This window comes from Streptomyces sp. NPDC101151 (assembly GCF_044768335.1).
GTDB lineage: Bacteria > Actinomycetota > Actinomycetes > Streptomycetales > Streptomycetaceae > Streptomyces.
Map to the genome: position 1 here is coordinate 99,431 of NZ_JBIWPP010000013.1, position 13,074 is coordinate 112,504.

A 13,074-nucleotide genomic window follows, 5' to 3' on the forward strand; every position below is an offset into this window, starting at 1 on the left:
GGTCGGTCAGCGCGACCATAGGAGGGCCCGTGGGGGCGGTCAAGAGATCGCACACGAATGGCCTAGCCGCCACAGGTCTGACCAATGGCGGGGTGAAATGGCCGGAGCAGGGCGCGAGTTGACGCAGATGGGCGCGGCTGCACGGCATCGCTCACCGGCGTGCCGACCGTGCGTCGGGAGGACAGACTCCGGCCGAGTGTAGGCACGCTGGGCCACCAGTGGCATGCGAAGCGTGAAATTGCCGGGGGCAGGGGAGCCACCGGAGGTGGACGTGATGAAACTCCCCGTCGGCTCCTGCGCCGTCGACACCCGTACCGGACGCCTCGGCATCGTCATGGGGTACGAAGGGCCGTATGTCCAGCTGCGGCCCTACGGCGGTGGACGGGAGTGGGACGCGAGACCGGAGGCCGTCCGCCAGGCCACCCCGGGCGAGCGACTGAGCGCGGCGACGGCCCACGCCAACGCGCGCAGCAGGGGCGAGGTGCCTTGAAGAGCCGCCCGCGGCCCCGGGATGCGGGACGGGCGGGCAGAATGGAGCCATGAGTCTGTTCCGCGACGACGGCATCGTGCTGCGCACCCAGAAGCTGGGAGAGGCGGACCGGATCATCACGCTGCTCACGCGCGGTCACGGGCGGGTGCGCGCCGTGGCTCGTGGGGTGCGGCGGACCAAGTCGAAGTTCGGGGCCAGGCTGGAACCGTTCTCCCACGTCGACGTGCAGTTCTTCGCACGGGGCAGTGAGCTGGTCGGACGCGGGCTGCCGCTGTGCACGCAGAGCGAGACGATCGCTCCGTACGGCGGCGGGATCGTGACCGACTACGCCCGGTACACGGCCGGCACCGTCATGCTGGAGACGGCCGAGCGGTTCACCGACCACGAGGGCGAGCCCGCCGTCCAGCAGTACCTGCTGCTCGTCGGCGCGCTGCGCACCCTCGCCCGCGGCGAGCACGCCCCGCACCTCGTCCTCGACGCCTTCCTGCTGCGCTCGCTCGCCGTCAACGGCTACGCCCCCAGCTTCGGCGACTGCGCGAAGTGCGGCATGCCCGGACCGAACCGGTTCTTCTCGGTCGCCTCCGGCGGCAGCGTCTGCGCCGACTGCCGGGTGCCCGGCAGCGTCGTACCCTCTCCACAGACCCTGGTGCTGCTCGGTGCTCTGCTTACGGGAGACTGGGAGACGGCGGACGCGTGCGAGGCGCGCCATGTCCGGGAGGGCAGCGGGCTGGTGTCCGCCTACCTGCACTGGCATCTGGAGCGTGGGCTGCGCTCGCTCAGATACGTCGAGAAGTAAGAGCGTCGCGAAGCAAGAGGGAGACGAGAAGCACATGGTCGTACGCGGAATCCTGGGACGCCAGCGCCGCGACTACACGTCGCCGGAGCCGCACCCGTCCGGCGCTCGCGCGCCGAAGCTCCCGGGCGAGCTGGTACCGAACCACGTGGCGATCGTCATGGACGGCAACGGCCGCTGGGCCAAGGAGCGCGGGCTGCCGCGCACCGAGGGGCACAAGGTCGGCGCCGAGCAGGTCCTGGACGTGCTCCAGGGCGCCATCGAGGTCGGCGTCCGCAGCATCTCGCTGTACGCCTTCTCCACCGAGAACTGGAAGCGCTCGCCCGACGAGGTCCGCTTCCTGATGAACTTCAACCGCGACTTCATCCGCAAGACCCGTGACCAGCTCGACGGGCTGGGCATCCGGGTGCGCTGGGTGGGCCGTATGCCCAAGCTGTGGAAGTCGGTCGCCAAGGAACTGCAGGTCGCCCAGGAGCAGACCAAGGGCAACGACAAGCTCACCCTGTACTTCTGCATGAACTACGGCGGCCGCGCGGAGATCGCGGACGCCGCGCAGGCCCTGGCCGAGGACGTGAAGGCCGGGCGCCTCGACCCGTCGAAGGTCAACGAGAAGACCCTCCAGAAGTACATGTACTACCCCGACATGCCGGACGTCGACATGTTCCTGCGCCCCAGCGGCGAGCAGCGCACCTCCAACTACCTGATCTGGCAGAGCGCGTACGCCGAGATGGTCTTCCAGGACGTGCTGTGGCCCGACTTCGACCGGCGTGACCTGTGGCGGGCCTGCGTCGAGTTCGCCTCCCGCGACCGCCGCTTCGGCGGGGCCGTCCCGAACGAGGAACTGCTGGCCATGGAAGCCGCCATGAAGGGCGAGTCCACCTCGTAGCAACCGACGGTTCACACGGGCCGCCGAGGATGCGGGACTCATGAGACGTCTCACACCTGTCCTCGCCCTCGGCGCCCTGCTGCTCACCGCGCTGCCCGCGCACGCGGCCGACGGCCTTGCGCACCGGGACTCCTACGGCACCAAGGCGCCCTATGCGCCCGAGCAGAATCCCCGCACCTACCAGCGGCCCCCCGCCGGTTTCCGGCCCGTCTTCACGGAGAACGTCTCGCGGCACGGCTCCCGTGCCGCCACCGACAGCGAGGACGGCGACCTGATCCTCGCGCTGTGGGACAAGGCCGAGGCGGAAGGCCGACTGACCCGCAGGGGCAAGGAGTTCGGGCCGAAGGTCCGCGCCCTGCAGGCCGCCATGGCGAAGGTCGGCTACGGCAACCTCAGCGGCCGCGGCGAGCAGGAGCTGAAGGACACGGCCCTGCGCATGGAGCGACGGCTGCCGTCCCTGTTCGGGAAGATCGCCGCGGACGGCGAGAAGATCGACGTGGTCAGCTCCGGTCAGGGGCGGGCCGTCGACAGCGGCACCGTGTTCACGGACGCTCTCGCCGACGCCGACCCGGCGCTGAAGCCGCTGATCGGGCCCGCCCGCACCGACAAGGACCTGCTGTACTTCCACAAGGCGGCGGGCGGCGCGGCCTACCGCGACTACATCGAGAACGACCAGCGTCTCGCGACCACGCTGAAGTCGATCACCGACCGGCCCCGGACGCACCGGGCCGCCCGCAGTGTGCTGCGCGGGATCTTCAAGGACACCTTCGTCGAGCAGCTCGCCGACCAGGTCCCCGCCGCCGAGGCCGTCTACAACCTGTACGCCATCGCCCCGGCCATGAGCGAGGAGAGCCCCGGCGGCGAGGGCTGGGGCATGGAGCGGTACGTCTCCCGCTCCGACGCGGCCTGGTTCGGATACCTGAGCGACGTCGAGGACTTCTACGAGAAGGGGCCCGGCTTCGCCGACAGCGACATCACCTACAAGATGGCCGGCGTCCTCCTGGACGACCTCTTCAAGCAGGTCGAGGCCAAGCGGGACGGCACCAGCGGCCTCGGCGCCGAACTGCGCTTCACCCACGCCGAGGAGATCATCCCGCTGGCCGCGCTGATGGGCCTGCCCGGGAGCACGGAGCCGGCGACGCCGGGGGAGCCGTACACCTACGCCGACAACCCGTGGCGGGGCGCGGACGTCGCTCCCCTCGGCTCCAACATCCAGTGGGACGTGTACGAGAAGAACGGCCGCTACCTGGTCCGCATGCTCTACAACGAGAAGGAGACGGCCTTCAAGGCGGGCTGCAGCCCGGTCGCCAAGGGCAGCAGGTTCTACGACCTCGATGAGCTGGAACGCTGCTTCGGGCGTGGCTGAAAACCCCGCAACCTGACCCGAGCCTGGGCGTCAGTTCCCGGCGGAGGCGCACTCCGCGCACGTGCCGAAGATCTCCACGGTGTGCGCCACGTTGACGTACCCGTGCTCCGCGGCGATCGCCTCCGCCCACTTCTCCACCGCCGGCCCCTCGACCTCGACCGCCTTGCCGCACGTGCGGCAGACGAGATGGTGGTGGTGTTCGCCGGTGGAGCAGCGGCGGTAGACGGACTCGCCCTCGGAGGTGCGCAGGACGTCGACCTCGCCGGCGTCGGCGAGGGACTGGAGGGTGCGATAGACCGTGGTCAGGCCGACCGAGTCGCCCTTGTGCTTGAGCATGTCGTGCAGTTCCTGCGCGCTGCGGAACTCGTCGACCTCGTCGAGGGCCGCCGCCACAGCGGCACGCTGCCGGGTGGAGCGGCCCTTCACGGGCGGTCCAGCGGTCGTCACCGGTTGCCTCCTTTGGTGGCTCGCGCGCCGCATCGGCTCTCTCGCGGGCTCACGTCTCGCCTCTGCCCGGGCCATTGTGCCAGCCCGGGCCGAGCGCGGTCAGACGCCGACCTCGTCCGCGGCCCCCCGGGCGGCCGGAATCGAGCATTCGGCGGGGTCGCCCGCGGGCTGGTCCGCCGCTGCCGCGCGGGTGCGTCGACGGGCCAGCGGAGTGGCCAGGGCGGTGAGGGCGACGAACGCTCCGATGGTCAGCAGGACGATGGTCGCACCGGGCGGGACGTCCTGGTAGAACGAGGTGATCGTGCCGCTGATCGCCACGGTGACGCCGATGGCCACGGCGATCGCGAAGGTCGCGGCGAAGCTGCGGGTGAGCTGCTGTGCGGCGGCTACCGGTACGACCATGAGCGCGGAGACCAGGATCAGGCCGACCACCCGCATCGCGACGGTGACCGTGACGGCCGCGGTGACCGCGGTGAGCAGGTTCAGGGCACGCACGGGCAGTCCGGTGACCCGTGCGAACTCCTCGTCCTGGCTGACCGCGAACAGCTGGCGGCGCAGCCCGAGGGTCACCAGGACCACGAACGCGGCGAGCACCATGATCGCGGTCACGTCGGAGGGCGAGACCGTCGACAGCGAGCCGAACAGGTACGAGGTCAGGTTGGCGTTGGAGCCGCCGGGCGCGAGGTTGACGAACATCACGCCACCGGCCATGCCGCCGTAGAAGAGCATGGCGAGGGCGATGTCGCCGCGCGTCCTGCCGTACCAGCGGATCAGTTCCATCAGGACCGAGCCGAGCGCGGAGACGGCCGTGGCCATCCACACCGGCGAGGCGTTCAGCAGGAAGCCGAGGCCGACGCCGGTCATCGCCACGTGCCCGATGCCGTCGCCCATCAGGGGCTGGCGGCGCTGGACGAGGTAGATGCCGATCGCGGGCGCGGTGATGCCGACCAGGACGGCCGCGACGAGCGCCCGCTGCATGAAGGCGTAGTTCAGGAAGTCCATCAGCTCAGCAGTCCCGTGCGGATCGGTTCGGCGCCCGCGGGTGCGTGCGGGTGCACATGGTCGTGACCGGGCAGAGCGTGCTGGCCGAGGGCCTGCGGGGGCGGGCCGTCGTGCAGCACGCAGCCGTCGCGCAGGACGACCGCCCGGTCGATCAGGGGCTCCAGCGGGCCCAGTTCGTGCAGGACGAGCAGGACCGTCGTACCGGCCGCGACCTGTTCTCGGAGCGTGCGGGCCAGCACCTCCTGGCTGGCCAGGTCGACGCCCGCCATCGGCTCGTCCATGATCAGCAGTTCGGGCTCGGCGACCAGGGCGCGGGCGATCAGCACCCGCTGGTGCTGGCCGCCGGAGAGCGCGGTCACCGAGTCCTTGGCGCGGTCCGCCATGCCGACCAGTTCGAGGGCCCGGTGCACGGCCTCGCGGTCCGCCCTGCGGAAGACGCCGAAGCGGGTGCGGGACAGCCGGCCCGAGGAGACGATCTCGGTCACCGTGGCGGGGACGCCGCCGGCGGCCGTGGTCCGCTGCGGTACGTATCCCACGCGCGCCCAGTCCCGGAAGGCGCGGCGCGGGGTGCCGAACAGCTCGATCGTGCCGCCGCTGACCGGCACCTGGCCGATGATGCTGCGCACCGCCGTCGACTTGCCCGAGCCGTTCGCGCCGAGCAGCGCGACCACCTCGCCGCTGCGCACGGTGAGATCGATGCCGCGCAGGACCGGGCGCGCGCCGAGTTCCGCGGTCACCCCCTGCATCGCTATGACGGACTCGCCCATGGTGTCGTCCTCCATGCCGGTCACTTGGCGCCCAGGGCCTGCTGGAGCGCCTTGAGGTTGGCTTCCTGGACCGAGAGGTAGTCGGTGCCCCGGGACTTCTTCGTGATGCCCTCGAGCGGGTCGAGGACGTCCGTCTTCAGACCCGCGTCGTTCGCGACGGTCTTCGCGGTCTTGTCGCTGACGAGCGTCTCGTAGAAGACGGTGGTGACACCGTCGGCCCCGGCCAGCTTCTCCAGGTCCTTCACGCGCGCGGCGCTGGGCTCGGACTCGGGGTCGAGGCCGTTGATGGCCTCCTCGGTGAGGCCGTAGCGCTCGGCGAGGTAGCCGAAGGCGGCGTGCGTGGTGATGAAGACCTTGGTCTTCGTGTTCGCGAGCCCGGCCTTGAACCGCGTGTTCAGCTGGTCCAGCTGCTTCACCAGGGCCGCGGTGTTCTTCCGGTAGTCGGCCGCGTGGTCCGGGTCGGCCTTCTCGAAGGCCTTGCCGACGCCCTCGGCGACCTGGGCGTAGCGCACCGGGTCGAGCCAGATGTGCGGGTCCTTGCCGCCGGACTCCTCGCCCTCGTGCGTGTCGTGCTCGGCCGCGTGGCCGCCGACCTCGTTGCCGTGTTCCTCCAGCGTGGTCAGGGAGGCCGCGTCGATCTTCGTCCCGACCGGGGACTGGGCCACCGCGTCGTCGACGGAGGGCTGGAGGTTCTTCAGATACAGGACCGCGTCGGACTGTTCGAGCAGGGCGATCTGCTGCGGGCTGATCTCCAGGTCGTGCGGCTCCTGGCCGGGGGTGGTCAGACTGGTGACGTGGACGTGACTGCCGCCGATCTGCTCGGCGAGGAAGGTCATCGGATAGAACGACGCGACGACGTCGAACTTGCCCGTGTTTCCCGCGGCGGCGCTGTCGGTGGAGCAGGCGGAGAGGGAACCCAGGCCGAGTGCGGTGGCTGCCGCGACCGCGGACCCCGATATGAGGCGTCGTCGTACGTTCATGACAGTCATTTTCAACAAATATGGAAACCGTTGTCAACAAGGCCTTGTGGGAGGCTGTGAACAGGGGGGCCGATTTGGCCGTGGGGGAGCCTGCGCCGGTAACCTGAATCATTCGCTGGAAGCATCTCGCTTCAACGCCCGTCGTCGTAATGAAGAGAGCACCGTGGCCGCCGACAAGATCGACACCATCGTCAGCCTGAGCAAGCGCCGTGGCTTCGTTTTCCCCTGCAGTGAGATCTACGGCGGACAGCGTGCCGCCTGGGACTACGGACCGCTGGGTGTCGAGCTCAAGGAGAACATCAAGCGTCAGTGGTGGCGCTACATGGTGACGTCGCGCGAGGACGTGGTCGGTATCGACTCGTCCGTCATCCTGGCCTCCGAGGTCTGGGTCGCCTCCGGCCACGTCGCCACCTTCACGGACCCGCTGACCGAGTGCACCGCGTGTCACAAGCGGTTCCGCGCCGACCACCTGGAAGAGGCGTACGAGGAGAAGAAGGGCCGCGCCCCGGAGAACGGCCTGGCCGACATCAACTGCCCGAACTGCGGCAACAAGGGCCAGTTCACCGAGCCCAAGCAGTTCTCGGGTCTGCTCTCCACCCACCTCGGCCCGACCCAGGACTCCGGCTCCGTCGCCTACCTGCGCCCCGAGACCGCCCAGGGCATCTTCACCAACTTCGCCCAGGTGCAGACCACCTCGCGCCGCAAGCCGCCGTTCGGCATCGCGCAGATGGGCAAGTCCTTCCGCAACGAGATCACGCCCGGCAACTTCATCTTCCGCACCCGCGAGTTCGAGCAGATGGAGATGGAGTTCTTCGTCAAGCCGGGCGAGGACGAGAAGTGGCAGGAGTACTGGATGGAGCAGCGCTGGAACTGGTACACCGGCCTCGGTCTCCGTGAGGAGAACATGCGCTGGTACGACCACCCGGCCGAGAAGCTCTCGCACTACTCCAAGCGCACCGCCGACATCGAGTACCGCTTCCAGTTCGGCGGCAGCGAGTGGGGCGAGCTGGAGGGTGTCGCCAACCGCACCGACTACGACCTCGGCGCCCACTCCAAGGCCTCCGGCCAGGACCTCTCCTACTTCGACCAGGAGGCCGGCGAGCGCTGGACGCCGTACGTCATCGAGCCCGCGGCCGGTGTCGGCCGCACCATGCTGGCCTTCCTGCTCGACGCCTATGTCGAGGACGAGGCGCCGAACGCCAAGGGCAAGATGGAGAAGCGGACGGTGCTGCGCCTGGACCACCGCCTGGCCCCGGTCAAGGTCGCGGTCCTGCCCCTCTCCCGCAACCCGGAGCTGTCCCCGAAGGCCAAGGGCCTCGCCCAGGCGCTGCGCCAGAACTGGAACATCGAGTTCGACGACGCGGGTGCCATCGGCCGCCGTTACCGCCGCCAGGACGAGATCGGTACGCCGTACTGCGTGACCGTCGACTTCGACACGCTCGAGGACAACGCGGTCACCGTCCGTGAGCGGGACTCGATGAAGCAGGAGCGGGTGTCTCTCGACCAGATCGAGGGTTACCTCGCCGGGCGTCTGCTGGGCTGCTAGGCGCGGCCTCCGCGCCCTCCCAGGGGTTCCGCCCCTGGACCGCGACCTCGCCCACCTCTCACCCGACCCGGTCGGGACGAGGGGTGGGCGTCGTCGTGCCGGGGCCTGTCGTCGGTCCGTCATCGGTCCTCGATACAGGCGCCCCATTGGCTCTGTCGCCGGGCCGGCGGCGCAGCCAGGGTGGCTGCATGAGCCTCGCCTTCCTGCTGACCACCCTCGTCGTCGTCGCCACCCCCGGCACCGGCGTCGTCTACACCCTCTCGGCCGCTCTCTCCCACGGCCGGCGCGCGAGCGTCGTCGCGGCGTTCGCCTGTGCGCTCGGGATCGTGCCGCATGTCGTCGCCACGGTCACCGGGCTCGCCGCGCTGCTGAACGCGAGCGCCGGCGCCTTCCAGGTCCTCAAGTACGCCGGTGTGGCCTATCTGCTCCACATGGCGTGGGCGACGCTGCGGGACAAGGAGGCGATCGTCGTGGAGCAGCACAGCGAGTCCCGGACGGATGTGCAGGTGATCGTCCGTGGCGTGCTGGTCAATCTGCTCAACCCCAAGCTGACGATCTTCTTCTTCGCGTTCCTGCCCCAGTTCGTGAGCCCCGACGAGCCGCACGCGCTCCCGCGCATGCTGGGCCTCAGCGGTGTCTTCATGCTGCTGACCTTCGTCGTCTTCACCCTGTACGGCGTCCTGGCCGCCACCGTGCGCGGCCAGGTCACCTCCCGGCCGAAGGTCATGGCCTGGCTGCGGCGGAGTTTCGCGGGTTCCTTCCTGGCGCTCGGCGCCAAGCTCGCCTGCACGGCCCGGTAGCGTCGGCTGGGCGGGCTCAACGGCCCTGCAGTGCCTTGACGTTGTCGCCGAAGGTCCAGTTCTTCGAGCCGTCCCAGTTGATCGACCAGGTCATCAGGCCCTTGAGCGAGCTGCCGTAGTGCCGCCAGGCCTGGGAGACCAGGGACGGGGTCATATAGCCGCCGCCCGCGCCCGACTGGGCCGGCAGCCCGGGCACCTGCTTGTCGTACGGCACCCTGATCGTCGTGCCCTGCACCACCAGGCCCTTGTCGAGGCAGTCGGTCTGGGCGGTGAAGCCGGCGACGGTGCCCGCCGAGTAGGAGTCGCCGGAGCAGCCGTACATGCTGCCGTTGTAGTACTGCATGTTCAGCCACCACAGCCGGCCGTTGTCCGCGTACTTCTTGACGATCGGCAGGTAGGCGCCCCAGATCGAGCCGTAGGTGATGCTGCCGCCGGTGACGTAGGCCGTCTCCGGGGCCATCGTGAGCCCGAAGTTCGACGGCATCTGCGCCAGAATCCCGTCGATGATGCGGATCAGGTTGGCCTGGGACGCGGAGAGTCGACCGATGCTGCCGCTGCCCACCAGGCCCGTCTCGATGTCTATGTCGATGCCGTCGAAGTTGTACTTCTTCAGGATCGGGACGATCGTCGCGACGAACCTGTCGGCCACGGCGGTCGAGCTGAGGTCGATGCCGGCCGCCGCACCGCCGATCGACAGCAGGATCGTCTGCCCGGATGCCTTCGCCGCGCACATCTCCGCGGGCGTCGCCACCTTCACGCCCGCGTCCATGCCGTCCTCCCACAGGGCGGTGCCGTCGGAGCGGATGACCGGGAAGGCCGCGTTGATCACGTTGTAGCCGTGGGCGGCGATACGGGAGTCGGTGATCGGGGTCCAGCCGAAGGGCGGATGGACGCCGTTGGCGGAGCCGTCCCAGTTCTCCCAGTAGCCCTGGAGGACCTTGCCGGCGGGGCGGGACTTCACGGCGCAGGTGTCGGCGGCGGACGCGGTGGGGGCGGCGGCGATCGCAAGCGGGGCGAGGACGGCGGTCGTGAGTCCGGCGGCGAGCAGACGCAGCGTGCGGCGGAGCATGCGGATCCTCCCGGTGGGGGTGCGGTGAGGTGTCGTAGGCATGACAGTGCTCGTGGTCCAGACCTCTCGTCAATAGGTCTGGACCAGTATGACAACTATGGAATGACAGATATTGAAATCTGTCAGCTGTCATGGCAAGGTGAAGGCATGACGATGCGAACCCGAACCCTCGGAACCACCGGCCCCCAGGTCTCCGCCCTCGGCCTCGGCTGCATGGGCATGTCGGCGCTGTACGGCGACGCCGACCGCGCGGAGGCCATCGCGACCATCCACGCCGCCCTCGACGAGGGCGTCACCCTTCTCGACACCGGCGACTTCTACGCCATGGGCCACAACGAGATGCTGATCGGCGAGGCCCTGCGCACCGCGCCCGCCGCCCGCCGCGAGCAGGCCCTGGTCAGCGTGAAGTTCGGCGCCCTGCGCGACCCGGCCGGGGGCTGGAGCGGCTACGACGGCCGCCCCACCGCCGTGAAGAACTTCGCCGCCTACTCCCTGCAGCGCCTCGGCGTCGACCACATCGACGTCTACCGGATCGCCCGCCTCGACCCGGACGTACCGATCGAGGAGACGGTCGGCGCGATCGCCGAGCTGATCCAGCAGGGATACGTCCGGCACGTCGGCCTGAGCGAGGTCGGCGCCGAGACCGTCCGCCGGGCCGCGGCAACGGCGCCCGTCGCCGACGTCCAGATCGAGTACTCGCTCATCTCCCGCGGCATCGAGCAGTCGATCCTGCCGGTCACCCGTGAACTGGGCATCTCCATCACCGCCTACGGAGTCCTCTCCCGCGGTCTGATCTCCGGCCACTTCGCCCGCGACCGGCAGCTGGCCGCGAACGACTTCCGCGCCCACTCCCCCCGCTTCCAGGGCGACAACCTCCGGCACAACCTCGACCTGGTCGACGCGCTGCGCAAGATCGCCGAACAGAAGGGCGTGACCGTCGCCCAGATCGCCATCGCCTGGGTGCTCTCCCGCGGCGAGGACATCGTGTCGCTCATCGGCGCCCGCACCCGCGAGCGGCTGAGCGAGTCGCTGGGCGCGCTGGACGTGACCCTGGACGAGACCGACCTCGCGGCGATCGAGGAGGCCGTGCCGGCGGACGCCGCGGCCGGCGAGCGCTACCCGACCGCGCAGATGGCACACCTCGACAGCGAGCGCTGACCATGGGTCCGGGTACGGTCTAGGACATGGCACCGCCCACCGAGACCCTGACCGCCGAGCGCATCCTCGAAGCGACCGAGGAGGTGCTGCGCCGTCACGGCCCGGCGAAGGCCACCGTGGTCGACGTGGCCCGCGCGCTCGGCGTCAGCCACGGCAGTGTCTACCGGCACTTCCGCACCAAGGCCGCGCTGCGCGAGGCGGTGACCAAGCGGTGGCTGGACCGGACGTCGGAGAGACTCGCCGGCATAGTCGCCGGGGACGGCACCCCCGAGGACCGGCTGCGGGCCTGGCTGGCCGCCCTGTTCGAGGCCAAGCGGCACAAGGCGGGTGACGACCCCGAGCTGTTCGCCACCTACACGGTGCTCACCGACGAGAACGGCACGGCGGTCGGCGAGCACATCGCCGACCTCACCGCACAGCTGACCCGGATCATCGAGGCGGGCGCCGCCGCGGGTGCCTTCACCGCCCCCGACCCTGCCGCCTCGGCCCGCGCCGTCTTCCAGGCCACCGGCCGCTTCCACGACCCCGGCTACGCCCGCGAGTGGCAGCAGCCCGGCGTCCAGGCGGAGTTCGAGGCGGTCGTGGATCTGCTGGTGCGGGGGCTCGGCTGACGCCCGCCCTCACGCCGTGACCCGCCAGAACTCGCGCATCAGCGGGGTCGGAGTCGGATTCGCCATCGCCACCTGGGTCAGCAGGACGGTGACAGTGCCGGCCGGCGGGACGATGTGGGCCGCCGTACCGGTGCCGCCGACCCAGCCGTAGCGGCCGGGTACGTTCCAGGGCTCGGCCGGGGTGACATCGACCTGGCCGCCGTAGCCCCAGCCCTGGCCCTCCAGGAAGAGCGAGCCGATCTCCCGCTGTGCGGCGGTCAGATGGTTCGTCGTCATGCGGCTCACCGAGGTCGGCGACAGGAGGCGGTGGCCGTTCGCCTCGCCGCCGTTCACCAGCATGCGGGCGAAGGCGAGCAGGTCGTCTGCCGTGGCGGCCAGGCCCCCGCCGCCCGCCGGGAACGCCGGGACCCTGCTCCACTGGCCGCCCGGGGTGTCCGCCACCTCCAGGGTGCCCCGCGGGCCGGGGCGGTAGGCGGTCGTGAAGCGGTCGCGTTTCGCCTCCGGGACCTCGAAGGCCGTGTCGTTCATACCCAGCGGTCCGAAGACGCGCTCCGCCAGGAACTCCGGGAGCGTTCGGCCCGACGCCCGGGCCACCAGGACGCCCTGGAGATCAGAGCACGTCTGGTACAGCCAGGCCGCGCCCGGCTGATACAGCAGCGGCACCCGGGACAGGGCCCGCACCCAGGCGTCCGGGCCGGGAAAGGCCTGAGGGGCGCGGCCGTCCTTCTGCACCTCGAACAGTGCCTGCACCGCGGGCAGCGAGAAGTCGGACGGGAACCCCCAGCCCGCGCGCGAACTGAGCAGGTCCTCGACGGTGATCGGCCGGTGGGCCGGTACCAGGTCGTCCAGCGGGCCGGCCGGCGTACGCACGACCATCGGCCCGGCCAGCTCGGGCAGCCACTCCTCCACCGGATCGTCGAGGCCGATGCGGCCGTCCTCGATCAGCATCAGCACCGCCGCCGCGGTGACCGGCTTGGTGACCGAGGCGATCCGGAAGAGCGAGTCCCGGGCCATCGGGGCGGAGCCGTCGGCGTCCGCGTGGCCGACCACCACCACCTCGACGTCGTCCCCGCGGGCGACCAGGGCCACCGCGCCGGGCACGGTCCCTTCGTCCACGTACCGGCGCAGGGTGTCGTGCAGTGCGGTCATGGTCCTCGGC

14 protein-coding genes are annotated in these 13,074 nt (G+C 70.3%); 8 read left to right on the plus strand and 6 right to left on the minus strand.

The features are described 5' to 3' along the window. Positions 1-274 precede the first annotated feature (274 nt). Genes ACIRU3_RS24165 through ACIRU3_RS24180 form a run of 4 tightly spaced genes read left to right on the plus strand, consistent with a single transcriptional unit; the run spans position 275 to position 3,535 of the window. The gene (locus ACIRU3_RS24165; protein ID WP_404059703.1) at positions 275-490 is read left to right on the plus strand and encodes a hypothetical protein; all 216 of its coding nucleotides are present in this window, start codon (positions 275-277) and stop codon (positions 488-490) included. 49 nt (positions 491-539) lie between these two features. Then, on the plus strand, positions 540-1,286 hold the full coding sequence (gene recO / locus ACIRU3_RS24170) for a DNA repair protein RecO (protein ID WP_404059705.1): 747 nt from the start codon (positions 540-542) through the stop codon (positions 1,284-1,286). A 34-nt stretch (positions 1,287-1,320) separates the two neighbouring features. Then, entirely contained in the window at positions 1,321-2,169 is an 849-nt protein-coding gene (locus tag ACIRU3_RS24175) for an isoprenyl transferase (protein ID WP_404059708.1), read from the plus strand. Between the two features lie 40 nt (positions 2,170-2,209). Next, a complete protein-coding gene (locus ACIRU3_RS24180) occupies positions 2,210-3,535 on the plus strand; it encodes a histidine-type phosphatase (protein ID WP_404059711.1) in 1,326 nt (441 codons plus the stop codon). A 30-nt stretch (positions 3,536-3,565) separates the two neighbouring features. Here ACIRU3_RS24180 and ACIRU3_RS24185 read toward each other — a convergent pair whose 3' ends face one another. The 4 genes from ACIRU3_RS24185 to ACIRU3_RS24200 form a co-directional block, all read right to left on the minus strand. Beyond that, positions 3,566-3,982 carry a Fur family transcriptional regulator gene (locus ACIRU3_RS24185; protein WP_404059714.1) on the minus strand — a complete coding sequence of 139 codons (417 nt, stop codon included), beginning with the start codon at positions 3,980-3,982 and terminating at the stop codon, positions 3,566-3,568. Between the two features lie 99 nt (positions 3,983-4,081). Beyond that, positions 4,082-4,984: a metal ABC transporter permease gene (locus tag ACIRU3_RS24190; protein WP_404059717.1), complete on the minus strand. Its 903-nt coding sequence runs from the start codon at positions 4,982-4,984 to the stop codon at positions 4,082-4,084. Beyond that, a complete protein-coding gene (locus tag ACIRU3_RS24195; protein WP_404059965.1) occupies positions 4,984-5,751 on the minus strand; it encodes a metal ABC transporter ATP-binding protein in 768 nt (255 codons plus the stop codon). The genes ACIRU3_RS24190 and ACIRU3_RS24195 overlap by 1 nt, the downstream gene beginning before the upstream one ends. 20 nt (positions 5,752-5,771) lie before the next feature. Beyond that, on the minus strand, positions 5,772-6,731 hold the full coding sequence (locus tag ACIRU3_RS24200) for a metal ABC transporter substrate-binding protein (RefSeq protein ID WP_404059720.1): 960 nt from the start codon (positions 6,729-6,731) through the stop codon (positions 5,772-5,774). Between the two features lie 163 nt (positions 6,732-6,894). On the opposite strand from ACIRU3_RS24200, the gene ACIRU3_RS24205 reads away from it, so the two are divergent. Together ACIRU3_RS24205 and ACIRU3_RS24210 are read left to right on the plus strand one after the other, a co-directional pair. Further along, on the plus strand, positions 6,895-8,277 hold the full coding sequence (locus ACIRU3_RS24205) for a glycine--tRNA ligase (RefSeq protein WP_404059723.1): 1,383 nt from the start codon (positions 6,895-6,897) through the stop codon (positions 8,275-8,277). Between the two features lie 188 nt (positions 8,278-8,465). Then, entirely contained in the window at positions 8,466-9,077 is a 612-nt protein-coding gene (locus ACIRU3_RS24210) for a LysE family translocator (protein ID WP_404059726.1), read from the plus strand. Between the two features lie 16 nt (positions 9,078-9,093). On the opposite strand, the gene ACIRU3_RS24215 is transcribed toward ACIRU3_RS24210, so the two are convergent. Further along, complete coding sequence (locus ACIRU3_RS24215) at positions 9,094-10,146, minus strand: chitinase (protein ID WP_404059729.1); 1,053 nt, start codon at positions 10,144-10,146, stop codon at positions 9,094-9,096. Positions 10,147-10,293: 147 nt separating this feature from the next. Between ACIRU3_RS24215 and ACIRU3_RS24220 the strand changes: the two genes are divergently transcribed. Both ACIRU3_RS24220 and ACIRU3_RS24225 read left to right on the plus strand, forming a co-directional pair. Beyond that, a complete protein-coding gene (locus tag ACIRU3_RS24220) occupies positions 10,294-11,304 on the plus strand; it encodes an aldo/keto reductase (protein ID WP_404059731.1) in 1,011 nt (336 codons plus the stop codon). A gap of 26 nt (positions 11,305-11,330) precedes the next feature. Continuing rightward, positions 11,331-11,915: a TetR family transcriptional regulator gene (locus tag ACIRU3_RS24225; protein ID WP_404059734.1), complete on the plus strand. Its 585-nt coding sequence runs from the start codon at positions 11,331-11,333 to the stop codon at positions 11,913-11,915. A 9-nt stretch (positions 11,916-11,924) separates the two neighbouring features. Here the strand turns inward: ACIRU3_RS24225 and ACIRU3_RS24230 are convergent, their stop codons facing one another. Then, positions 11,925-13,064: a serine hydrolase domain-containing protein gene (locus ACIRU3_RS24230; RefSeq protein WP_404059737.1), complete on the minus strand. Its 1,140-nt coding sequence runs from the start codon at positions 13,062-13,064 to the stop codon at positions 11,925-11,927. Between the last annotated feature and the right edge of the window lie 10 nt (positions 13,065-13,074).